Origin of the sequence: Mycolicibacterium tusciae, from assembly GCF_002086795.1 — a bacterium.
GTDB classification, from domain to species: domain Bacteria; phylum Actinomycetota; class Actinomycetes; order Mycobacteriales; family Mycobacteriaceae; genus Mycobacterium; species Mycobacterium tusciae.
The window spans coordinates 298,968-322,298 of sequence record NZ_MVIM01000001.1 but is presented as its reverse complement, the minus strand read 5'-3'; the positions used below and the strand labels follow the sequence as shown (position 1 = coordinate 322,298).

Here is a 23,331-nt window from a genome sequence, read left to right as displayed (position 1 = left end):
ATGGGCAAGCCTGCTTGATGATTGCAGCAACGGCGACGCCCCCGTAGTGCTCAGAAGGGCGGCGGTTTGTAGTTAGCGGCGAGCCAGGCTTGGTGTTGGCGTTCCTGTTCGGCGATGAGCTCGCTGCGTTGTCGGCGTTCGGCGTTGACGCGGTCGCGGCGGTCCTGAGCGCGGGTTTGTTTGCGCCGCGGCATTAGCGCCGTGCGGTCGACGTCTGGATCAATGGCGTGCGGCGCGAAATCGAGATCCCCGGTCGGTACGGCTAGCGCGGGGAACATCGCCGCCCCGTGGGGCTCGGTAGTGTAGGTATGCCCGGTCGGCGACGTCAACACGATCCTGCCATCGGGCAACTGCGGGTCGCTCCAGCCACAGAATGTCTTGAGCAGGTGGTGAATCCGGATCGCTAAAGAACGTTCTAAGGAATCGTCGTGAGCAGCGTAAACGCTGCCCGATACGCACCGCATGACCGTGCTGCTCGGCCTACACTTCCGCAATGTTCTCGGAGACGCGCTATGCGATGAACGGGGACTTGCGCGTCGCCTATCGCGCCTCCGCTGAGGGCGAGCGAGACATCGTGTTCGTCCCGAATTGGTTCACGTGCTGCGAGCTTTTTCCGGAGCTGCCATCCATCCAGGGGTGGGTTGAGGCGATGACATCGCTCGGTCGGCTCATCTTTTTCGACCAGCCGGGCAGTGGAGCTTCCGATCCTGTGGAGCCGGGCGCGATGCCTACGTTGGAGCAATGGGCCGACAGCATCACTGCGGTGCTCGACGCTCTCGGGAGCCCCGGCGCAGCTCTGGTTACCTGGCCTGGCGCATTCCCGACAGCGGCGCTTTTCGCCGCGACACATCCGTCCCGCACCACCGCGCTCGTTGTGCTTCACGGATGGGCCGTTCCGCTCGCCGAACAAACTGATCAAACTGATAGGCAGAAATACGAAGAAGTCATTGCCACCACGGTCGCAATGTGGGGCACGGGAGAGATCCAACATGTGATGAATCCAGACATGCCGTGGAACGAGGAGATTCGGGCAGCATGGGCTCGAATGGAACGTCTGGCGATGAGCCCACGGACGGTCGCCCTCCTGTTCCCTCTTCTGTACGAATTGGACGTCCGGACGGTTCTGCCGACAATCCGCGTGCCAACACTCGTAGTGCAGCACGCCGACGACCCAATCGAGCCGCCGGCTCTCGGAAAGGACATTGCCGATCGCATATCGGGCGCAAAATATCTTGAGCTGCCGGGGCGCAACGCGTATCACTTCGTAGAACCATGGCGGGACTCCTTCAAGGAGATCGCTCAGTTCCTGACCGGTGAGCAGGCCGAGGTGGCCGACGACCGGGTTCTCGCCACGGTGCTGTTCACCGACATCGTGGACTCAACGCGCCGGGCGGCGGAGATTGGCGACCGTGACTGGCATGCGCTGCTCGACGCCCACGACGCCATTGTCCGGTCGCAACTGTCCCGCTTCCGGGGCCGCGAAGTAAACACATCGGGTGACGGCTTCCTCGCAATGTTTGACGGCCCGCAGCGAGCGATCCGCTGCGCCATGGCAATTCGTGACGCGGTCCGGTCGCTGGGCATCGAAGTGCGCGCTGGTTTGCACACCGGCGAGTGCGAGATCCGGGGCGATGACATCGGCGGCATCGCCGTGCACATCGGCGCGCGGGTGAGCGCACTGGCCGGGCCCAACGATGTGCTGGTGTCGAGCACGCTGCGCGACCTTGTGATCGGGTCAGGGCTCGAATTCGAAGAGCGTGGCACTCACACGCTCAAGGGCGTGCCCGGCGAATGGCGCATATCCGCTGTGGTGTAGCTCCTGCGTACCTGGTGAATCCGACAGTAGTGCTTGGTAATTCGACGGATGTGTCGAGCCATCGGGGTAGGGCACGGTGTGGTCGACATCGCAGCCTGCGACTGGCTTGTCGCAGCCGGGCCAGCGACACGTCAGATCGCGCCACTGAATAAGTTCTTTCGTCTTGGCTGAGGGGCGGTACCCGGGATCTCCGGCGTCATCGTCCGCCGGCACGTCCAGCGGTTTCAGCTTGGCGGTCTTCGCCACCTCACGCACGGTTTCGGCGGGCAGGATGCCGAACCCCGGCCAGGTACCCCGGGTTGTCGCTCGTCCAATCGAGGGACCCTTGTTCGGCCAGCACGTGAATCACCGTGGCCGCTGTGGTTTGCGCGGCGGCCAGTGTTGCGGCTGCGGCGCAGTCTTCGCGCCCACACTGGCATTCCAGAGTGGCTTCCCGCCGCCCAGCGGCCCGCAGGCATCCGCACGTCGCCGCCCGGCAGTGCGCGGGTCGTGTGCACACACCGTGGCGCCGAGCGCATCCAAGCGCGCGATCAACGCCGCTGCGGCGGTGGCATACAGATGACCCGACAGCCACGCCATCCCCGGGTCGGATGACTGGGCCTCGACATAGCGGTTGTCCTTGGCGAGAGGCGGAATACGCACCCCGGCTGGATCGAAGTCGGCGACCCACTGATCCACCCGATCCTTGAGCTTGGGTTCTGACAGTTTCATCCACCTCGGCGCCCGGTGGGCGATCGCCTCATCAAGGGCCGGCAGCACGTCGTCCTCGACGTTCGTGGTGCGGTTGATGATCATCGCCACCATCCGCATATCGATCTCCCCGGTGGCGAACACCTTGGCCACCGCCGGCAGTCGATAGGCCAGCGCGCAGGCGAGCTGCACCTGCCCGATCGCGCGGGCATGGCTGATGTTCTGCGCCGCCGACACATCAGCGGCCACCGCGGCACAGTTGTCGATCACAGCCCAGTCCAACTCGGCTAACTCCGAGGTCCGCCGCGCGAACAACTCCGCCACTGCAGCCAACCGCCGCGCAATACACCGCGACTCCTGCCGACTGGCCTCACCCATCTCCTCGATGAGACCAAAATCCGATAGGCCATCGAACATATGTGCGAATATACCGTCGTACACCGACACGAGCAGTCAGCTGGTCAACGGCGCCCGTCAGAGCTTCGACGCCGCGCTCTCGTCGAGCAGCCACACCGTCGCGTCGCGGCCCACAGCGCCGGCGGCCGGTACATCGACGGGACTCGCGCCCCCGATCGCCGCGGCGACCGCATCGGCTTTCGCCTCACCGGACACCACCAGCCACACCTCACGAGAACGCTGAACAGCGGGCAGCGTCAAGGTGATTCGTCGCGGCGGCGGTTTGGGGGAGTCGGTCACGCCGATCACCAACCGGCTCGATTCCCGAACCGCGGGCGTGTCCGGGAACAGCGAGTTGACATGCCCCTCACCGCCCATGCCCAAAAGGTGGACGTCGAAGTCGGGTTCGCGCTGACCTTCGTCGGCGGTGTCGGCCAGCATTTGCTCGTACGCCGACGCGGCGGCATCGAGGTCGTCTCCGAACGCGCCACCGCTGGGCGCCATCGCATGCACATTCGCGGCCGGGATGTCGACGTGATCGATCAGTGCCTCCCGTGCCTGCTTCTCGTTGCGCTCGTCATCGTCGGCGGGCACGAACCGATCGTCGCCCCAGAACAGATGCACCTTCGACCAGTCGATCCCGTCGGCCTGTTCGCGAACCCGCTTCAACAGCCCGGTACCGGTGCCACCGCCGGTCAGCACGATCAGCGCACGGTCCCGCCGGCTGATCGCCTCGGTGATTGCACCCACCAACCGGTCACCGGCGGCCGTCACCAAAGTGTCTGTGTCCGGGTACTTTTCGACGACAGTGCTCATGCGTACTGCACCTTCTCGATTCCCTTCAGCGCCTCGTGGTAGATCTCGTCGGCGTCGAGCCTGCGCAAGTCCTCGGCCAGGCACTCCTTGGCCTCCCTGCGGGCCAACGGGATCAGCGAGTCCGGTTTCGCGGTCCTGCTGATCGTCGCCGTCACACCGGTCTGCGGCCGTCGCAGCGTGATGGTCTCACTGCTGCGGATCAGCTCGACCTTCAATTCGCCGATCTCTCGCTTCACGGGACCGTCGATCCGGGTGGCCAGCCAACCCGCGAGCACGTCAAGCGACGGTTCCTCGCGAAGTCCGGACACCACGGCCGAGGTGACGGGCTCGAACGGGGGCTGATCGAGCGCGGCCGTCAGCAGCGCGCGCCAGTAGGTGATGCGGGCCCACGCCAAATCGGTGTCACCCGAGCTGTAGCCCGCCAGGCGACCCTTGATCGCCGCCATCGGATCGGCGCAATCCGTCGCATTGGTGATCCGTCGAATCGCCAACTGTCCCAAGGGGTCCTGCGACGGATCGTCAGGCCCTCCGGCTGGCCACCACGCCACCACCGGGGTGTCGGGCAGCAGGAACGGCAGCACCACGCTGCTGGCGTGGTCGGCCATCTCGCCGTGCAGATGCAGGGCGACCACTTCGCCGGCTCCCGCGTCGGCGCCGACCCGCAGCTGTGCATCCAGCCGGGGCTCGGTGGCGTCCCGATCGCCGGCCACCACCACGATCACCCGGCACGGGTGCTCACGGCTCGCGAAGTTGGCCGCCTCGATCGAATCTTCGAGCAGATCGTCGGTGTGCAGCGAGATGACGAGCGTGAGCACCCGGCTCAGCGTGATCGCGCCACCCTCTTCGCGAAGCCCGGTGATCTTCTTGTTGATGTCGTTGGTGTTCGTCTTGGGCAGGTCGACTATCACGGCTCGACTCCTCCTCGCTCCGCTCCTCGCTCCTTCGTCGCTGCGATGCTCACTCGTCGTCGCCTTCGCGGATCACGGCCGCCTCCATTCCCGGCCCATGCGATGCAGCATCTCGTCGGCCGACGAGGGGCCCCAGGTACCGGACTCGTAGGAGTCCGGCTTACCGTGCGACGCCCAGTACTCCAACACGGGATCGAGTATCTCCCAGGAGAACTCGACCTCGCGGTTGACCGGGAACAACGACGGTTCACCGAGCAGCACGTCGAGGATCAACCGCTCATAGGCCTCAGGGGAGTCCTCGGCGAATGCCGAGCCGTAGGAGAAGTCCATGTTCACGTCGCGGACCTCCATGGCGCTGCCGGGAACCTTGGAGCCGAACCGTGTGGTGATGCCCTCGTCGGGCTGCACCCGGATCACCAACGCGTTCTGGCCGAGTTCCTCGGTCATCGTCTTGTCGAACGGCAGATGCGGCGCCCTCTTGAAGATCAGTGCGATCTCGGTGACCCTGCGGCCCAAGCGCTTTCCGGTGCGCAGGAAGAATGGAACACCCGCCCAACGGCGGGTGTCGATCTCCAGGGCTATCGCCGCGTAGGTCTCGGTGGTCGAGTCCTTGGAGAACCCTTCCTCCTCGAGCAACCCGACGACCTTCGAACTGCCCTGCCAACCGGCGACGTACTGACCGCGTGCAGTGGTCTGATCCAGCGGCTGCATCACCTGGGTGGCCGAAAGCACCTTGATCTTCTCCGCCTGGAGGTCACCTGGCCCGAAGTTGACCGGCTCCTCCATGGCCGTCAGCGCCATCAGTTGCAGCAGATGATTCTGGATGACGTCGCGGGCCGCGCCGACACCGTCGTAGTAACCACCACGGCCACCGAGACCGATGTCCTCGGCCATCGTGATCTGGACGCTGTCGACGTAATTGTTGTTCCAGATCGGCTCGTACAGTTCGTTGGCGAAGCGCAGTGCCAGGATGTTCTGGACCGTCTCCTTGCCGAGGTAATGGTCGATGCGAAACACCGACTCCTCGGGGAAGATGCTGTTCACAACGCTATTGAGCTCCCGCGCGCTCTGCAGGTCATGGCCGAACGGCTTCTCGATGACCACCCGGCTCCAGGAGCCCTCCCGCTTGTTCGCGAGCCCGGATTTCTTCAGCTGTTCGCACACCACCGGGAAAGCGTTGGGCGGAATCGACAGGTAGAACGCGTGATTGCCGCCCGTCCCGCGCTCGGCATCGAGCTTGTCGAGCGACTCGGCCAACCGCTCATAGCCCTTGTCGTCGTCAAAGGTGCCCTGCACGAAGCGGATTCCCTCCGCCAGGCGGTCCCAGACCTCCTGGCGAAACGGCGTCCGAGCGTGATCCTTGACCGAGTCGAAGACCAGCTTCGCGAAATCCTCGTCCGACCAATCCCTCCGGGCGAACCCCACCAGCGCGAAGTTGGCGGGCAGTAGTCCCCGGTTGGCCAGGTCGTAGATCGCCGGCATCACCTTCTTGCGTGCCAGGTCGCCCGTGACGCCGAAGATGACAACGGCGCACGGACCCGCGATGTGGGGCATCCGCTTGTCGCGTTTGTCGCGCAGCGGATTACGCCATTGGCTCATTTCTTGGCGGCGTCGAGCTGTTCCTGCGTGGCGTCGAGCAGTTCCTGCCAGGACTTCTCGAACTTCTCGACGCCCTCGTCCTCGAGCACCTTGAACACGTCGGGCAGGTCGATGCCGACCGCGTCCAGCTTGTCGAACACCGCCTGTGCGTCGGCGCCCTTTCCTGTGACTGTGTCGCCGGTGATGACACCGTGATCGGCGACGGCATCCATCGTCTTCTCCGGCATGGTGTTCACGGTGTTGGGCGCGACCAGTTCGGTGATGTAGAGGGTGTCGGAGTAGTCGGGATTCTTCACGCCGGTCGATGCCCACAGTGGACGTTGCACGCGCGCGCCGTCGGACTTGAGAGCCTCATAACGGGAGCCGCCGACGAACACCTCTTCGTAGGCCGCGTAGGCCAGGTGGGCGTTGGCGACGCCGGCCTTGCCACGCAATTGCAGCGCTTCATCGGAACCGATCTTCTCCAGACGCTTGTCGATCTCGGTGTCCACCCTGGACACGAAAAACGATGCGACCGAATGGATCTTGGAGACGTCGTGGCCGGCCTCCTTGGCTTTTTCCAGGCCCTGGAGGTAGGCGTCCATGACGAGGCGGTGGCGCTCGACGGAGAAGATCAGCGTGACGTTCACCGAAATGCCTTCGGCGAGAACGGAGGCGATGGCTGGAATGCCGGCTTCGGTTGCAGGGATCTTGATCAACAGGTTGGGCCGGTCGACGATCTTCCACAGCTCGATCGCCTGCAGGATCGTCTTGTCCGTGTCGTGTGCGAGGCGCGGGTCCACCTCAATGGACACCCGGCCGTCGACGCCGTCGGACAGTTCGTACTGCTTGGCCAGCACGTCGCAGGCGTTGCGCACGTCGTCGGTGGTGACGGTGCGGATGGTCGCGTCGACGTCGGCGCCACGCTCGGCCAACTCCTTGACCTGATCGTCATAGGCGTTGCCCTTCGACAGCGCCGCCTGGAAGATCGACGGGTTGGTGGTGACGCCGACGACGCTCTTGGTGTCGATGAGCTCCTGCAGATTGCCGGTCTGCAGCCGGTCACGCGATAGATCGTCGAGCCAGACCGAGACACCGGCGGCGCTCAGGGCGGCCAGATTCGGGTTCTGCGTCATGATTCTTGCCCTTCTCGTGAGGTCTAGTTGTCTATGGATCGTTCTGCGGCTGCCGCGACGGCCTCGGGGGTGAAGCCGAACTCGCGGAACAGCGTCTTGTCGTCGGCCGACTCGCCGTAGTGCTCGATCGAAACGATCTCGCCGGTGTCACCGACCAGCTTGTACCAGCTCTGCGCGACGGCCGCCTCAACCGCCACGCGGGCCGAAACCGTCGGGGGGAGTACCGAATCGCGGTACTCCTTGGGCTGCGATTCGAACCACTCGACGCAGGGCATCGACACGACGTACGCCGTGATGTCCTTTTCGGCCAAGAGCTTCTTGGCCTCCACCGCGAGCTGCAGTTCCGAACCGGTGCCGATGATGATCACGTCGGCGTCGTCGGCAGGGTTGCCGCCACCGAGCACATACCCACCCTTCTCGACACCCTCGGCGCTGGTGCCCTCCAGTACTGGGATGCCCTGACGGGTGAGGATGAAACCGACCGGACCGCTTCCGTTGCCGCGAGCCAGGATGCTGCGCCACGCGTACGCCGTCTCGTTGGGATCACCAGGCCGCACCACCGAGAGGTTCGGGATCGCCCGCAGCGCGGCGAGGTGCTCGATCGGCTGATGCGTCGGCCCGTCCTCGCCGAGACCGATCGAGTCATGCGTCCAGATGTAGATGGTGTCGATGTCCATCAACGACGCCAGCCGGACTGCGGGGCGCATGTAATCGGAGAACTGCAGGAACGTTCCGCCGAAGGCGCGGGTCGGACCGTGCAGCACGATGCCCGACAGAATCGAGCCCATCGCGTGCTCGCGAATGCCGAAGTGCAGCACCCGGCCGTACCAGTCCGCGGTGAAGTCCTCGGTCGAAATCGACGGCGGACCGAAGGACTTGACACCCTTGATCGTCGTGTTGTTGCTGCCCGCGAGATCGGCTGAGCCGCCCCATAATTCGGGCAACTTCGGTGCCACGTCGTTGAGCACCTGGCCGAACGCCGCGCGCGTGGCGACTGCCTTGCTGCCCGGCTCCCAGTAGGTCAGGTCGGAGTCCCAGCCCTCGGGCAACTCCTCGGCGGTCAACCGGTCCAGCAGCTTCTTGCGTTCGGGCTCGCGCTCGGCCCAGGCGTCGAATTGCGGCTGCCACTTCTCGTGGGCCTCCTTGCCGCGCTCCACCAGCTTGCGGGTGTGCTCGATGACCTCGGGGCGCACCTCGAAGGTCTTGTCGGGGTCGAAGCCCAGCACCTTCTTGGTCGCCGCGACCTCTTCGTCGCCCAGCGCCGAACCGTGCACACCACCGGTGTTCATCTTCGTGGGCGCGGGGTAGCCGATGATCGTGCGCACCGAGATGAACGACGGCTTGTCGGTGACCTTGCGTGCGGCCTCGATAGCTTCTTCGATTCCGGTGACGTTCTCGCCGCCCTCGACCTCCTGAACATGCCAGCCGTAAGCGCGGTATCGAGCCGGAACATCTTCGGAGAGGGCGATATTCGTGTCGTGCTCGATGGAGATCTGATTGTGGTCGTAGAACACGATGAGGTTGCCGAGCTGCTGGGTGCCCGCCAGCGAGGACGCCTCGCTGGTGACGCCCTCCTCGATGTCACCGTCGGAGGCGATGACATAGATGTAGTGGTCGAACGGGCTCTCACCCCATGCCGGGTCCGGGTCGAACAGGCCGCGCTCGTAGCGCGATGCCATCGCCATGCCGACCGCCGACGCCAGCCCCTGACCCAGCGGCCCGGTCGTGATCTCCACGCCCTTGGTGTGGCGGAACTCCGGATGGCCGGGCGTCTTGGATTTCCACGTCCGCAGCGACTCGATGTCGGACAGCTCCAAGCCGAAGCCGCCCAGATACAGCTGGATGTACAGCGTCAGGCTCGAATGCCCGCAGGACAGCACGAAGCGATCCCGGCCGAGCCAGTGCACGTCGCTGGGATCGTGGCGCATCTGCCGCTGGAAGAGTGTGTACGCCAGCGGGGCCAGACTCATCGCGGTTCCGGGGTGCCCGTTGCCCACCTTCTGCACCGCGTCGGCAGCCAGCACCCGAACGGTGTCGACCGCCACCGAGTCCACGTCGGCCCAGTCGTCGGGGTGATGGGGACGGGTAAGGGTGGAAATCTCTTCGAGCGTGGTCACAGGCGCCCTCTCCTGGTCGACGGGTGAGCTCGGCAAAGCTGCCTCTTCAAACACCCTAGTGCGGGATCGTCATCCGTTGCAGGTCGCGTGGGGGACGATTAGGCGGCCGTTCAGCAGCGGTCTACCATCCTCTGTAGTAGACGCCGCGCGCGCTGCAGCCATTTCAAGGAGTTACTGCGTGGACATTCGCGAGAGCCAGCTCCCCGTCGGGACGCACGGCCGGATGCGCACCACGCTGTTGGGCTACCTCGCACTGACCAAACCGCGCGTCATCGAGCTGCTCCTGGTCACCACGATCCCGGCCATGCTGCTGGCCGAGCGCGGCACGGTCGATCCGCTGCTGATCCTGAACACACTGGTCGGCGGCTTGCTGGCGGCGGCCGGCGCCAACACGCTGAACTGCGTCGCCGACGCCGACATCGACAAGAAGATGAAGCGCACCGAGCGCAGACCGCTGGCCCGCGACACCGTCCCGCGCAGCCATGCGTTCGTCTTCGGGCTCGCCCTGTCCGTCGGCTCGTTCTTCTGGCTGTGGTGGACGACGAACATGTTGTCGGCCCACCTTGCCGGCGCGACGATCGCGTTCTACGTGCTCGTCTACACGCTGCTGCTCAAGCGCCGCACGACGCAGAACGTGGTGTGGGGCGGCGCGGCCGGCTGCATGCCGGTGATGATCGGCTGGTCGGCGGTCACCGGAACCATCCAATGGCCCGCGCTGGTCATGTTCGCGATCATCTTCTTCTGGACGCCGCCGCACACCTGGGCGCTGGCGATGCGCTACAAGGAGGACTACGCGGCGGCCGGCGTGCCGATGCTGCCCGTGGTTGCCACTGAACAACAGGTGACCAAGCAGATCCTGATCTACACCTGGCTGACGGTCGCGGCGACCCTCGCCCTCGCGCTGGCCACCGGCTGGCTGTACGCGGCCGTCGCCATCCTTGCCGGCTCCTGGTTCCTGGTGATGGCTCACCAGCTCTACGGCGGCGTTCGCCGCGGTGAGCCGGTCAAGCCGCTGCGGCTGTTCCTGCAGTCGAACAATTACCTCGCTGTGGTGTTCCTTGCGCTGGCGATCGATTCGGCCCTTGCGCTGCCGACACTGTTCACCGCCTGAGGGTTACGGGCTAGGGGATCAGCACGACTGAGCCGACCGTCTTGCGGCCCTGCAGGTCGCGGTGCGCCTGCTGGGCGTCCTCGAGGCGGTATCGCTCGCTGACCGTGACGTTGATGGTGCCGCCGGCGATGGCATCGAGCAGTTCTCCGGCGCGCCATGCGAACTCATCGGGTGTGCGGGTGTAGTGCACGAGCGTCGGCCGGGTCAGGAACAATGAGCCGGCGGCGTTGAGCCGCTGCGGATCGAAGGGTGGCACCGGCCCGCTGGACGCCCCGAACAGCGCGAGCGTGCCGCGGACGGCAAGGCTGGCGATGCTGGCATCGAAGGTGTCGGCGCCGACGCCGTCGTACACCACGGCGACCCCGCCGTCGGTGAGGTCCTTGATCTTGGCGCCGAACTCCGCGGCATCGTCGGGGTAGTCGAGGACCTCGACGGCGCCCGCCTGCCGCGACAGCTCCGCCTTCTCCGGGGTGGACACCGTGGTGATCACGCGGGCGGCCATGCTGGTGGCCCACTGCGTCAGGATCAGCCCCACGCCTCCCGCTCCGGCGTGCACCAGAACAGCATCACCCTGCTGCACGGGATACGTCGACTTGATCAGGTAGTGCGCGGTCATCCCCTTGAGCAGAGCCGCCGCGGCCACGTCGGCGCTGACTCCGTCCGGCACGTAGGCGCAGAAATCGGCTGTCGCCAAGGCATATTCGGCATAGGCGCCGTTGGCCTGGGCGGTGACCACGCGGTCGCCGACCGCCAGCGCCGCGACCTCCTCGCCGACGGCTTCGACGGTGCCGCACACCTCGTTGCCGAGGATGAACGGTAGCTCCCGCGGATACAGTCCAGAACGGAAGTACGTGTCGAGAAAGTTCACTCCGATCGCTTCGGCTTTGATCAGTACCTCACCGGGCCCGGGGGTCGGCTGTGGCTTCTTGGCGTAGGTCAGCACTTCTGGTCCGCCGGTCTCGGCGACTTCGATGGCGTACATGCTTCTATCCTGCCTTGGTATGAAGCTGGCTCGCCCCGATGTCTTCCATCCGCGCATCGTGCTGGCCGGCTGCCAGGCGTTACCCCAGGGCGACGGTGACGATGGCGAACTCGTCGCGGCGCTGCGCCGGCGAGGACTGCACGCCCACTGGTTGTCCTGGGACGATCCGGACACACTGAAGGCTGACCTGGTGATTCTGCGGGCAACGTGGGACTACATCGAGCGGCTCGACGAGTTCCTCGAGTGGACGACCAGCGTCCGAAACCTCGTCAACGCTCCCGCGGTGGTCTCGTGGAACAGCGACAAGGCATATCTGGCCGACCTCGCCGAGGCCGGTGTTCCCGTCGTCCCCAGCACGTTCATAGCCCCGGGCGACCGGATGAACCTGCCCGAGGGTGAAATCGTCGTCAAACCTGCCGTGGGCGCGGGATCCGTTGGCGCACAACGGTTCCACGACAGTCAAGCGGCCCGACGCCACGTCGCGTCGCTGCACGACGACGGCCGGACGGCGCTGGTGCAGCCCTACGACCGGCGCGTCGAAGACGGCGAGACGGCGCTGGTCTTCCTCAGCGGCCGCCAGTCGCATGCCTTCACCAAGGGGCCGATCCTGCCGTCGCAGGGAAGTCAGCCCGCGTTCGACGACTCGGGCACGTACGCCGAGGAGTCGCTGACCCCGGCCGAGCCGGACTTCGAGCTGTGGGACGTCGGGCATGCTGCGCTGTCCGCGGCGGCCGCGCACCTCGGCATCGACGCGGCCGAGCTGCTATACGCACGGGTCGATGTGATCGGCGGTCCAGACGATCCGCAACTGCTGGAACTCGAACTCGTCGAACCGTCGCTCGGATGGCGGCAGCTAGATGCCGCTACCCGGAGCAGCAGGCAACGCGACTTCGCCGTCGGGGTCGAGGACACCCTCGAGCGCCTCGGGCTCGGCCCGCTCTCGCATCGACGCCCATAGCGCGGCGGTGGCCGCCGTGCACGTGGCCGCGAGGGCGACGTGGACGGCCACCAGCGCCGCGGGGACGTCGTTGAAGTACTGCACGGTGCCCACCACCCCCTGGGTGAAAACCAGTCCGACGAGCACGCCGAGCCGCAACATGACCGGCCGCGGCGCGCGCACCGCGAGCAGTCCGAAGCCCAGCGCGATGAGCAGCGACAGGTACGCCACGAGCAGCGAGGAGTGCATGTGCACGAGCGTCGTGATCTCGACCTGCAGGCGCGGCACCGGCTGGGTGATGCTCTTGTCGCCGGCGTGCGGACCCGCGCCGGTGACCAGTGTTCCGGTCACGAGCACGGCGGCCAGCGCAATCGCACTGAGAATGGTCAACTGGCGCAACGGTTTCGGAACCCGGTGCCGCACGACGCCGGTATCGGGTTCGCCGATCTTCACGTAGAGCAGCACCGAGACCCACACCATCGTCATCGACGCCAGCAGGTGGATGGCGACCGTCCACCACAGCAGGCCGGTGAGCACCGTGATCCCGCCGATCACGGCCTGAACCACGGTCGACACCGGCATCAGCCATGCGTAGACAAGGACCTCGCGGCGCCTGCGCGCACGCGTGACGGCCAGCACCGCCAGCGCGGCGGTGAGCACCACCAGGAACGTGATCATCCGGTTGCCGAACTCGACGGCCTGGTGGATTCCCGCGACTTCAGGGTGGGGGATCGGGGTGAAGCTACCCGGGAAGCACTGCGGCCAGGTCGGGCAACCGAGACCCGACGCGGTGACGCGGACGATCGCGCCGGTTACCGCGATACCGCCCTGTGTCAATACGACGGCAACGGCGATGGCGCGCTGGACCCGCAGGCTCGGCAACGGCAGAAGGTCGACCAGTCGCAGGAAGATTCGTCCGACGGGCACGGCCTCGATGGTAGAGCAGTATTAACTACACGCTGTAGTAGGGCTGCTCATTCGCGAGGCGCGACGAACGGCACGAGGACCTCGTCGACCAGCTGCACGACGAGGTCGTCATCGATCGGGTCGCCGGTGACCAACATGCGATGCCACAGCACGCTCTGCCCGAGCTCGCGGGCGATCTCGACGGGGACGTCGGGCCGTACGTCGCCACGTTCTATGCCGCGGGCCAGCAGGGCGGCCATCTCCGTCTTGCGCCAGCCGATGACATCCTGCTGAAACGCCGCCGTCAGCTCGGGATCGTGGGCCGCCGCGGCGACGGCGGCACGCAGCGCGGTGGATTCGGGCCCGGTGAACAGCGCCGCCCATCCACGCAGGATCGCGAGCATGTCGCTGCGGTAGCTGCCGGTGTCCTCATGGGGAATCGCCGTGGTCGCGATACGCAGCAAGGTGTCGCGCAACAAAGCGCCGCGGTCCGGCCACCGCCGGTACAGCACCGGCTTGCTGGTCTGCGCAGCGGCGGCGACCGCCTCCATGGTGACCCCCGTGGGCCCGTGCTCTGCGAGCAGCGCCAGGACCGCACTCCGGATGGCAGTGTCCAGCTCGTCGCCGCGACGTCGCCGCATCGCACCTCCTAAAGAAACGCTTGCGTATCTTACGGCAACAGCCTAACCTGGCGGCATAAGAAACGCTACCGTGTCTTGGAGGAATATCATGGCTCGTCCGGTGCTCTATCCGCTGCGATCCGTCGAGACCGCGACGGTGCAATACAGCGACCATCCGCATGGCCGGCGCCGCATCACGATCGATCATCGGCCGCTGACCGGAGTCACCCCGGCGATGCTGCTCGATTGGTTCACCCATCTCGACGGCACGATCTCCTACGGCGGTGTGGTCATCGACCGCTACCTCGCATGGCATCCGATCGACCACATCAACTGGGAACTGGCGCGCCGGGCACGCGGCGGGGGTGCGGCCGAAGGCGCGCGGTTTCGCATGGTCGAGGCGTTCGGCGGCAGGCCCGAATACCAGATCGACGAGATCGCCCGCGTCGAGAAGCTCGACCAGACGGGTATCCGGTTGGTCAAGCGGATTGCCGGAATCCCGGTCTTCCAACTCGAGCACACGTGGTCGGCGGGCAGCGACGGCGCGCACTACGTCACGGTGATGGACCTCGGTGTGCGATCTGCGCTACTGGCCGCGGTCAATCGCGTCGTGCGCCGGCACTTCCCCGAAGACAAGGTGGACGCCTGGGTCAGGCACAACATCGAGGAAGTCGGGCAGCTGGAATATCTGCTGCCGCGACTGGAGACGTCAGGTGAAGCGGAACCAGCGCAGGGCGCACAGGGCCGCAACGGCACCCCACACCGCGAGTACCGCGAGGCCGAACCAGTCAACTGACGGCGTCATCGCCTGGGTCAGCGCCTCGGTCAGCGCTCCGGACGGCGTGAGCCGCGCGATCCACGTCAGCGCGCTGGGCACCATGTCGCTCTCGACCGTCAGCGCACCAAGGCCCGCGAACACGAACCACAGCAGGTTCGCCACCGCCAACACGATCTCGGCGCGCAGCGTCCCGCCCAGCAGCAGGCCCAGCGCGGCGAAACCCGCCGTGCCCAGCGCGATGATCACCGCACCCAAGGCCAGACCGGCGATCGGCGGACGCCAGCCGAGCGCAAAGCCTATGGTGCCCAGCACAATTGCCTGAATGAACACCACGGCGACCACCGCAAGAGATTTGCCCGCGATGATGCCCCAGACCGGTAGCGCGGTGGCCCCAAGGCGTTTCAGCGCGCCATAGCGGCGGTCGAACGCCACGGCGATGGCCTGTCCGGTGAAGGCCGTCGAGATCACCGCAAGCGCCATGATCGCGGGAACGAACGTCGACGCGCGGTTGTCGCCGAACGATCCGAACGGCAGCAACGTCAGGCCCACCAGCAAGGTGATCGGGATGAACATGGTCAACAGCAGCTGTTCGCCGTTGCGCAGCAGAAGCTTCAACTCGAGGCGGAACTGGGCGGTCAACATCTTCTGCACCGTGGCCGAATGCGGGTCCGGTGTGAAAGTGCCTGGCGCAAAGCGATTCGTCATCGCAACTCCCGCCCGGTCAAGTCGAGGAACACGTCCTCGAGGCTGCGTTGCTCCACCCGCATGTCGGTGGCCAGCACGTTGACCCGTGCACACCACGCGGTCACGGTCGCCAGCACCTGTGGGTCGATGTCGCCCTCGACGAGGTATTCGCCCGGGGCCGTCTCGGTCGCCTGGTAGGTCTCGGGAAGCGCCGATATCAACAGTGACAAGTCGAGCATTCGCGGTGCGCGGAAACGCAATTGGTTCTCGGCACCGCTGCGCATCAGCTCCTCTGGCGTTCCGCTGGCCACCGCGACACCGTGATCGATGATGACGATGCGGTCGGCCAGTTCCTCGGCTTCGGTCAGCTGATGGGTGGTCAGCACCACGGTCACACCGTCGCGGCGCAGTCCATCGATCAACTCCCACACCACGATTCGGGCGTGCGCATCCATACCCGCGGTCGGCTCGTCGAGGAACACCAGCTCGGGCCTGCCCACCACGGCGCACGCGAGCGCCAACCGCTGCTGCTGGCCACCCGAGAGCCTGCGGTAGGTGGTGCGCGCTGACTCGGTCAGGCCCAGCGTGTCCATCAACCATTTCGGGTCCAGCGGGTTCGAGGCGTAGGAGGCGACGAGGTCCAGCATCTCGCCCGCCCGCGCCGCGGGGTACGCGCCGCCGCCCTGCAGCATCACACCGATCCGTTCGCGGACCGCGGCGTTGTCGCCGAACGGATCCAGGCCGAGGATCTCGATCGTGCCCGAGTCGGGCTTGATGAAGCCCTCACACATTTCGACTGTCGTGGTCTTGCCCGCACCATTGGGGCCGAGCAGCGCGAGCACCTGGGCGGTCTCGACGTCGAGGTCGAGACCTGCCACCGCCGTCGTCGACCCATACCGCTTGCTGACCCCGCGCAGGCGCACGGGGACCGAGGAAGCCCCTGATCCTGGGTGGGTCACGGGGATTCAGCGTAGGCGTCGGGCTTCACCGGTGGGGTCGGCGGTAGCGGGGGCTTCTCGGCAGCGGGCTGCACGCCGTCGTCGGTGGTGTTCTCGCCGGGGATGCTTCGCCACGGCAGATGGTTGTAGGTCAGCGCCATGAGCAGCAGGGCGATCACCGTGCTGGCCACGACGGCCAGCAGGATCTGGAACAAGGTGAAGCGGTCGCCGTTGGCCGTCGGACCGAAGATGCCCACCACCAACGTGACCACGATCGTCGTCGTGCGGAACGCCGGACGGGTGGCCCACGCGGCGAGCGGAATGACCGCCCAGAGCACGTACCAGGGCTGGACCACCGGGAACAGCAGCACCGTCAGACCGAGTGCGACACCGAGTCCGCCGACCGGGTGCAGCCGCCCGCGGAGCACTGCCAGCAGCAGCCAGGTCACCAGCACCGCGATGATGCTGACACCGATGGCACGGGTCAGGCCGAGGATCGCGGTGGTGTGATCACCGAGCCCGAGCAGGATCCCGACCTGTCCGGTGCCCAGTGCGGCCAGCGTCGGCAGGGACATCCAGCTGCGCACCACGTTCGCGGTGCCCAGCGTGAAGAGCCAGCCGAACCCGAGGCCGCTGGCCCAGCCGATCAGCGCCATCACCGCCACCGACACCGCGGTGAGCGATCCGCCGGCGAGAATGAACGCCTTGAAGGTGCCACCCCAACGGCACGCAAGGGCCATGGCCACGAAGCCGAGTGCGAGCAGCGATGGCAGCTTGACCTGAGAGGACATCGTGATGAGCACGACGCCGATGAGGAGCATCAGCGACGGTCGCCACCGCGCCCAGGCCTCCGGTCCCTGCGGCCAGGCCAATGGTTTCGGGATCAACGGCCGGGCGGCATCGATGCCCCGCAGCGCGAACTCGGTGCCCGCCAGCATCAGGCCCAGCATCAACGCCTCATTGTGGATGCCGGCGACCAGATGCATGATCAGCAGCGGGTTGGCCGCGCCGAGCCACAACGCGCTCACCTCGGCCACACCACACCGCCGCGCCAAACGTGGTGTGGCCCAGACGATCAGACCGACACCCAGCAGCACCACCAGACGATGACAGAGCACCGCGGCGACGATGTTCTCGCCGGTGATGGCCGATATGCCCTGACCGATCCACAGGAACAGCGGCCCGTACGGTGCCGGCGTCTCACGCCACATGTTCGGCACAGACAGCGTGAAGACATGATCCAAACCGAGCCCGGGCGCGGGGCCGACGCGATACGGGTCGAGGCCCTTGACCGCGATCTCGCTCTGTGCCAGATACGAGTAGACGTCACGGCTGTACATCGGCGGCGCGATGAGCAGGGGCAGCACCCACAGCAGCAGCGTGCGGTCCAGTTGGCTCCGGGACATGCGGCGATTGCCGAGGGCGAAGCGTCCGAGCATCAGCCACGCGAGCGCCATCATCACCGCGCCGGTGGTCGTCATGGTGAGCGAGACCGTCTGAATTCGTGACGGCAGGTTGAGCAGCCGAACGCCGAACGTCGGGTCCTGCACCACCGGGCGGGCGCCGACGCCCAGTGCCCCGATCGCCATCAGTACCGTGCCGGTCGCGCCGAACAGGCGCGTCCTGCGCATCGCGATGACTTCGGTGTCGTTGAGTGGTGAGCCGACGGCGCGCTCGTCGGCGTGCCATTTGGCAATCGACGAGCTGAGGGAGCCGGGGCGGGCGGCCATCAGTGCAGCGTAATCGTTAGAGCGCGACGATCACCTTGCCGGTGTTTCCACCGCTGAACAACAGGTTCAGTGCGTCGGGCGCCTTCTCTAGGCCCTCGACGACGTGCTCGGACGACTTGATCTTGCCTTCGGCGATCCAGCCCGCCATCTCCAGCTGGGCCTCGGGGAAGCGGTCGAGGTAGTCGAGGATGATGAAGCCTTCCATGCGTCCACGGCGCACGAGCAGGGTCAGGTAGTTGCTCGGACCCACCGGGGGGCCGTCGTCGTTGTAGGTGGAGATCGCGCCGCACAGCACGACGCGGCCGCGCAGCGCCAGATTTGCGAGACAGTCGTTGAGGATCGACCCGCCGACGTTGTCGAAATACAGGTCGACGCCGTCGGGGCAGGCGTCGTGAAGACGTGCGGCGACGTTCTCGGACTTGTAGTCGATCGCCTCGTCGAACCCGAGTTCGTCGACGATGTGGGCGCACTTCTCGGGCCCGCCCGCGATCCCGACGACCTTCTTCGCACCCTTGATCTTCGCGATCTGCCCGGCCGCCGAGCCGGTGGCGCCCGCGGCGCCGGAGACCACCACGACGTCGCCCTCCTTGATCTGCCCGACGTCGGTGACGCCGAAGTAGGCGGTCATCCCGGTGACGCCGAGGATGCCGATGGCGATGCCGGGTGGCACGCCGTCCGGCAGCACGGTCATCGCCTTCTCGCCCGCATCCGCGATCACGTAGTCCTGCCACCCGGTCATGCCGAACAGCAGCTGGCCGGGCCGATACGCGTCGGCCCGGCTCTCGATGACCTCGCCGACGCCGCCGCTGCGGATGACCTCGCCGATCTGGATCGGCGGCAGGTAGCTGGGCACGTCGTCCATCCACGTGCGAATCGTGGGGTCGATGGACAGATACCGGACCTTCACCAGGGCCTCGCCGTCGGCGGGTTCGGGTGCCGGTTCCGGCTCCATACGCACGGTGCTCTCATCGACGAGCCCGGAGGGACGGGCGGCCAGGACGAGTCGTCGGTTCGTTTCGCTCACCCGGCGATCGTATGACGGCGCTCACGTAAGGGTGACCTTGCTAGACCGGGTTTCCGAATTCCGTCACAATGGTGTTGTGAAATTCGGCCCGGACGGAACCGATCGCCACACCCGTGGCGCCATCGTCCGGCACCTGCTGGAGTCCGGACCCGTCACCGCAGGTGAGATAGGCGAACAGCTCGGAATCTCGGCCGCGGGCGTGCGCAGACATCTCGACGCGCTGATGGACGCCGGAGATGCGCAGTCCAGCGCAGCAGCGGCCTGGCAACACAGTGGGCGAGGACGTCCCGCCAAGCGCTACCGGTTGACCGCGGCCGGACGCGCCAAGATGGGTCACGCCTATGACGACCTCGCGGCCGCGGCCATGCGCCAGCTACGCGAGATCGGTGGCGACGAAGCCGTGCGCACCTTCGCCCGCCGCCGCATCGACACCATCCTGTCGGGAGTAACCGAGGGACCCGATGACGTTGAATCAGTCGTCGAGCGTGTAGCGGGAGCACTGACCGAGGCCGGGTACGCTGCCACCGCCACAGAGGTGAGCGCTCCGCTGCACGGGATCGAGCTCTGCCAGCATCACTGCCCCGTATCGCATGTCGCCGAGGAGTTCCCCGAGTTGTGCGAGACCGAGCGAGAAGCTTTCGCCGAGATCCTGGGTACGCATGTACAGAGGCTCGCCACGATCGTCAACGGTAACTGCGCATGCACGACGCACGTTCCGCTGACCGAGACCAACACCCTTCGGCACACAGCCCGAGCCGAAGCCACCACCACGAGCAAGCTAGGAGCGTCGACATGACGACCACCCCCGAGGCCCTGACCCAGGAGCAGACCATTGAGTCGCTGGGTCGTTACGGCTATGGCTGGGCGGATTCCGACGTTGCGGGCGCCAGCGCCCAGCGCGGGCTGTCCGAGGCAGTGGTGCGCGACATCTCCGCGAAGAAGAGCGAGCCCGAGTGGATGCTCGAGATGCGGCTGAAGGCGCTGCGCACGTTCGACAAGAAGCCGATGCCGAACTGGGGTTCCAACCTGGAGGGCATCTACTTCGACAACATCAAGTACTTCGTGCGGTCCAGCGAGAAGCAGGCCGCCACCTGGGATGATCTGCCTGAGGACATCAGGAACACCTACGACAAGCTCGGCATCCCCGAGGCGGAGAAGCAGCGCCTGGTGTCCGGTGTCGCCGCGCAGTACGAGTCGGAGGTCGTCTATCACTCCATCCGTGAGGATCTGGAGGCCCAAGGCGTCATCTTCCTCGACACCGACACCGCTCTGAAAGAGCATCCCGAGCTCTTCAGGCAGTACTTCGGCACGGTGATCCCGGCCGGCGACAACAAGTTCTCCGCGCTGAACACCGCGGTGTGGTCGGGTGGTTCGTTCATCTACGTCCCCAAGGGTGTCCACGTCGACATCCCGCTCCAGGCGTACTTCCGCATCAACACCGAGAACATGGGTCAGTTCGAGCGCACGCTGATCATCGTCGACGAAGACGCCTACGTGCACTACGTCGAGGGGTGTACTGCGCCGATCTACAAGAGCGACTCGTTGCACTCGGCGGTTGTCGAGATCATCGTGAAGCCCGGTGGCCGTTGCCGTTACACCACCATTCAGAACTGGTCGAACAACGTCTACAACCTCGTCACGAAAAGAGCGCGGGCGGAAGCCGGCGCCACGATGGAGTGGGTCGACGGCAACATCGGCTCAAAGGTCACGATGAAATACCCCGCCGTGTGGATGACCGGCGAGCACGCCAAGGGCGAGGTGCTTTCGGTGGCGTTCGCGGGCGAGGGTCAGCATCAGGACACCGGCGCGAAGATGCTTCACCTGGCACCGAACACCTCGAGCAACATCGTGTCGAAGTCCGTCGCACGCGGCGGCGGGCGCGCGTCCTATCGCGGACTGGTTCAGGTCAACAAGGGTGCGCACGGCTCGCGGTCCAGCGTGAAATGCGATGCGCTGCTTGTCGACACCATCAGCCGCAGTGACACCTATCCCTACGTCGACATCCGCGAGGACGACGTCACGATGGGCCACGAAGCCACGGTGTCCAAGGTCAGCGAGGACCAGCTGTTCTATCTGATGAGCCGCGGGATGACCGAGGACGAGGCGATGGCGATGGTGGTGCGCGGCTTCGTCGAGCCGATCGCGAAGGAACTCCCGATGGAGTATGCGCTCGAGCTGAATCGTCTGATCGAGCTGCAGATGGAAGGCGCGGTCGGCTAGATGACTCAGAACCTCACCAATGCGGTCGAGGGCGCCAACAAAGGGGAGTTGTTCACGTCGTTCGACGTCGACGCTTTCGAGGTGCCCGGCGGCCGCGACGAGATCTGGCGCTTCACCCCGCTCAAGCGCCTGCGCGGTCTGCACGACGGATCCGCCGTAGCCACCGGCACCGCGAGTATCGAGGTCTCCGAATGCGCAGGCGTCAGCGTGGAAACCGTGCGCCGCGGCGACGAACGTCTCGGCCAGGCGGGTGTGCCGGCTGATCGGGTTGCCGCCCAAGCGTTCTCGTCGTTCAACAGCGCGACCGTGGTGACCGTCCCGAGAAATGTCGTCTGCGAACAGCCCATCGAAATCGGCATCACCGGCCCGGGCGAGGGTGCGACGGCCTACGGCCACCTGCAGGTGCGGGTGGGCGAGCTCGGCGAAGCCGTGATCGTCATAGATCATCGCGGCAGCGGAACCTACGCCGACAACGTCGAATTCGTCGTCGAGGACGCGGCGCGGCTGACCGTCGTCTCGATCGCCGACTGGGCCGACGACGCCGTTCACGTCAGCAGCCATCACGCCGCGCTGGGCAAGGACGCGGTGCTGCGCCACGTCGCGGTCACCCTGGGCGGCGACCTGGTGCGGCTCACTGCGCGGACCAAGTTCTGTGCGCCGGGCGGCGACGCAGAGCTGCTCGGCCTGTACTTCGCCGACGATGGCCAGCACTTCGAATCCCGTCTGCTCGTCGACCACGCCCAGCCCAACTGCCGCTCGCACGTCACGTACAAGGGTGCGCTGCAAGGTGATCCGGACTCCGGCAAACCCGATGCGCACACCGTGTGGGTCGGCGACGTGCTGATCCGGGCCGCGGCGACGGGGACCGACACGTTCGAGACCAACCGCAACCTCGTGCTCACCGACGGCGCGCGCGCCGACTCGGTGCCGAACCTCGAAATCGAAACCGGCGAGATCGCCGGCGCCGGGCACGCCAGTGCCACCGGACGTTTCGACGACGAGCAACTGTTTTACCTTCAGGCACGCGGAATCCCCGAAGACCAGGCCAGGCGTCTTGTCGTCCGGGGCTTCTTCGGCGAGCTCATACAGAAGATCGCCGTCCCCGCAGTGCGCGAACGCCTCACCGAGGCCATCGAACACGAACTAGAGATCACCGAATCGAGGACGGCCACCTCATGACCACACTGGAAATCAAGGACCTGCACGTCAGCGTCGTCTCCAAGGAAGACGGGACCGATATCCCGATCCTGAAAGGCGTCACGCTCACCGTGAACTCGGGGGAGACCCACGCGCTGATGGGCCCCAACGGGTCCGGCAAGTCGACCTTGTCGTACGCCGTCGCGGGTCATCCGAAGTACACCGTGACGTCCGGCTCGATCACGCTGGACGGTCAGGATGTGCTGGAGATGAGCATCGACGAACGCGCCCGCGCCGGCCTGTTTCTCGCGATGCAGTACCCCGTCGAGGTGCCCGGCGTGTCGATGTCGAACTTCCTTCGCACGGCCGCCACTGCCGTGCGCGGTGAGGCACCCAAGCTGCGGCACTGGGTCAAAGAGGTCAAGAGCGCCATGGAGGGCCTCGACATCGACCCGTCGTTCTCCGAACGCAGTGTCAACGAAGGCTTTTCCGGAGGCGAGAAGAAGCGCCACGAGATCCTGCAGCTGGAGCTGCTCAAGCCCAAGATCGCGATCCTCGACGAGACCGACTCCGGCCTCGACGTCGACGCGCTGCGGGTGGTCAGCGAAGGTGTGAACCGGTTCGCCGAAGCGGCCGACGGAGGGCTGCTGCTCATCACGCACTACACCCGCATCCTGCGCTACATCCAGCCGCAGTTCGTGCATGTGTTCGTGGGCGGCCGCATCGTCGAGTCCGGTGGTCCCGAGCTGGCCGAAGAACTCGACGCCAACGGATACGAGCGTTTTACCCAGGCGGTCGGAGCCTGAC

20 protein-coding genes and 2 pseudogenes are annotated in these 23,331 nt (G+C 66.0%); 8 read left to right on the top strand and 14 right to left on the bottom strand.

From position 1 onward, the window contains the following. Positions 1 to 50 precede the first annotated feature (50 nt). Positions 51 to 398, bottom strand: a pseudogene (locus BST47_RS01530) (HNH endonuclease); the annotation flags it as partial. A 95-nt stretch (positions 399 to 493) separates the two neighbouring features. On the opposite strand from BST47_RS01530, the gene BST47_RS01525 reads away from it, so the two are divergent. Further along, positions 494 to 1,816 (top strand): adenylate/guanylate cyclase domain-containing protein, encoded by a 1,323-nt coding sequence (locus BST47_RS01525; protein ID WP_083123427.1) that lies wholly within the window; start codon positions 494 to 496, stop codon positions 1,814 to 1,816. On the opposite strand, the pseudogene BST47_RS01520 reads toward BST47_RS01525, so the two are convergent. The 6 genes and pseudogenes from BST47_RS01520 to tkt form a co-directional block, all read right to left on the bottom strand. Next, positions 1,736 to 2,884 (bottom strand): annotated as a pseudogene (locus BST47_RS01520) (HNH endonuclease signature motif containing protein). The gene BST47_RS01525 and the pseudogene BST47_RS01520 sit on opposite strands and share 81 nt — an antisense overlap. Before the next feature lie 96 nt (positions 2,885 to 2,980). Then, on the bottom strand, positions 2,981 to 3,718 hold the full coding sequence (gene pgl / locus BST47_RS01515; protein WP_083123426.1) for a 6-phosphogluconolactonase: 738 nt from the start codon (positions 3,716 to 3,718) through the stop codon (positions 2,981 to 2,983). Then, positions 3,715 to 4,626: a glucose-6-phosphate dehydrogenase assembly protein OpcA gene (gene opcA, locus BST47_RS01510; protein ID WP_083123425.1), complete on the bottom strand. Its 912-nt coding sequence runs from the start codon at positions 4,624 to 4,626 to the stop codon at positions 3,715 to 3,717. The genes pgl and opcA overlap by 4 nt, the downstream gene beginning before the upstream one ends. 72 nt (positions 4,627 to 4,698) lie before the next feature. Next, complete coding sequence (gene zwf / locus BST47_RS01505; protein ID WP_083123424.1) at positions 4,699 to 6,225, bottom strand: glucose-6-phosphate dehydrogenase; 1,527 nt, start codon at positions 6,223 to 6,225, stop codon at positions 4,699 to 4,701. Then, positions 6,222 to 7,340: a transaldolase gene (tal, locus tag BST47_RS01500; RefSeq protein ID WP_083123423.1), complete on the bottom strand. Its 1,119-nt coding sequence runs from the start codon at positions 7,338 to 7,340 to the stop codon at positions 6,222 to 6,224. The genes zwf and tal overlap by 4 nt, the downstream gene beginning before the upstream one ends. Before the next feature lie 23 nt (positions 7,341 to 7,363). Continuing rightward, positions 7,364 to 9,457 (bottom strand): transketolase, encoded by a 2,094-nt coding sequence (tkt, locus tag BST47_RS01495; protein WP_083123422.1) that lies wholly within the window; start codon positions 9,455 to 9,457, stop codon positions 7,364 to 7,366. Between the two features lie 178 nt (positions 9,458 to 9,635). On the opposite strand from tkt, the gene BST47_RS01490 reads away from it, so the two are divergent. Then, positions 9,636 to 10,568, top strand: coding sequence for a heme o synthase (locus BST47_RS01490; protein WP_272937624.1), 933 nt, complete (start codon positions 9,636 to 9,638; stop codon positions 10,566 to 10,568). A gap of 10 nt (positions 10,569 to 10,578) precedes the next feature. Here BST47_RS01490 and BST47_RS01485 read toward each other — a convergent pair whose 3' ends face one another. Further along, entirely contained in the window at positions 10,579 to 11,550 is a 972-nt protein-coding gene (locus BST47_RS01485; RefSeq protein WP_083123421.1) for a quinone oxidoreductase family protein, read from the bottom strand. A gap of 19 nt (positions 11,551 to 11,569) precedes the next feature. On the opposite strand from BST47_RS01485, the gene BST47_RS01480 reads away from it, so the two are divergent. Beyond that, complete coding sequence (locus tag BST47_RS01480; RefSeq protein WP_083123420.1) at positions 11,570 to 12,508, top strand: ATP-grasp domain-containing protein; 939 nt, start codon at positions 11,570 to 11,572, stop codon at positions 12,506 to 12,508. Here BST47_RS01480 and BST47_RS01475 read toward each other — a convergent pair. Both BST47_RS01475 and BST47_RS01470 read right to left on the bottom strand, forming a co-directional pair. Further along, on the bottom strand, positions 12,404 to 13,414 hold the full coding sequence (locus BST47_RS01475; RefSeq protein WP_083123419.1) for a COX15/CtaA family protein: 1,011 nt from the start codon (positions 13,412 to 13,414) through the stop codon (positions 12,404 to 12,406). The genes BST47_RS01480 and BST47_RS01475 overlap by 105 nt on opposite strands. Positions 13,415 to 13,461: 47 nt before the next feature. Next, positions 13,462 to 14,034: a TetR/AcrR family transcriptional regulator gene (locus BST47_RS01470; protein ID WP_083123418.1), complete on the bottom strand. Its 573-nt coding sequence runs from the start codon at positions 14,032 to 14,034 to the stop codon at positions 13,462 to 13,464. Between the two features lie 88 nt (positions 14,035 to 14,122). On the opposite strand from BST47_RS01470, the gene BST47_RS01465 reads away from it, so the two are divergent. Continuing rightward, entirely contained in the window at positions 14,123 to 14,809 is a 687-nt protein-coding gene (locus BST47_RS01465) for a hypothetical protein (protein ID WP_083123417.1), read from the top strand. Here the strand turns inward: BST47_RS01465 and BST47_RS01460 are convergent. From BST47_RS01460 to BST47_RS01445, 4 genes are read right to left on the bottom strand one after another with little or no spacing between them, the layout of a single operon-like run. Further along, the gene (locus tag BST47_RS01460; protein WP_083123416.1) at positions 14,723 to 15,496 is read right to left on the bottom strand and encodes an ABC transporter permease; all 774 of its coding nucleotides are present in this window, start codon (positions 15,494 to 15,496) and stop codon (positions 14,723 to 14,725) included. The two genes, BST47_RS01465 and BST47_RS01460, sit on opposite strands and share 87 nt — an antisense overlap. After that, complete coding sequence (locus tag BST47_RS01455; protein WP_083123415.1) at positions 15,493 to 16,398, bottom strand: ABC transporter ATP-binding protein; 906 nt, start codon at positions 16,396 to 16,398, stop codon at positions 15,493 to 15,495. Before BST47_RS01455 ends, BST47_RS01460 begins: the two co-directional genes overlap by 4 nt. Positions 16,399 to 16,430: 32 nt before the next feature. Continuing rightward, a complete protein-coding gene (mptB, locus tag BST47_RS01450) occupies positions 16,431 to 18,143 on the bottom strand; it encodes a polyprenol phosphomannose-dependent alpha 1,6 mannosyltransferase MptB (protein ID WP_083123414.1) in 1,713 nt (570 codons plus the stop codon). A 16-nt stretch (positions 18,144 to 18,159) separates the two neighbouring features. After that, positions 18,160 to 19,167, bottom strand: coding sequence for an NADP-dependent oxidoreductase (locus tag BST47_RS01445; RefSeq protein ID WP_083123413.1), 1,008 nt, complete (start codon positions 19,165 to 19,167; stop codon positions 18,160 to 18,162). A 76-nt stretch (positions 19,168 to 19,243) separates the two neighbouring features. Here BST47_RS01445 and BST47_RS01440 point away from each other — a divergent pair, with 76 nt between their 5' ends. From BST47_RS01440 to sufC, 4 genes are read left to right on the top strand one after another with little or no spacing between them, the layout of a single operon-like run. Further along, positions 19,244 to 19,963 carry a helix-turn-helix transcriptional regulator gene (locus BST47_RS01440; RefSeq protein WP_272937623.1) on the top strand — a complete coding sequence of 240 codons (720 nt, stop codon included), beginning with the start codon at positions 19,244 to 19,246 and terminating at the stop codon, positions 19,961 to 19,963. Next, on the top strand, positions 19,960 to 21,387 hold the full coding sequence (gene sufB, locus BST47_RS01435; protein WP_083123412.1) for a Fe-S cluster assembly protein SufB: 1,428 nt from the start codon (positions 19,960 to 19,962) through the stop codon (positions 21,385 to 21,387). The genes BST47_RS01440 and sufB overlap by 4 nt, the downstream gene beginning before the upstream one ends. After that, on the top strand, positions 21,388 to 22,566 hold the full coding sequence (gene sufD / locus BST47_RS01430; RefSeq protein ID WP_083123411.1) for a Fe-S cluster assembly protein SufD: 1,179 nt from the start codon (positions 21,388 to 21,390) through the stop codon (positions 22,564 to 22,566). After that, positions 22,563 to 23,330, top strand: coding sequence for a Fe-S cluster assembly ATPase SufC (gene sufC, locus BST47_RS01425; RefSeq protein ID WP_083123410.1), 768 nt, complete (start codon positions 22,563 to 22,565; stop codon positions 23,328 to 23,330). The genes sufD and sufC overlap by 4 nt, the downstream gene beginning before the upstream one ends. The last annotated feature ends 1 nt before the right edge of the window (position 23,331 follow it).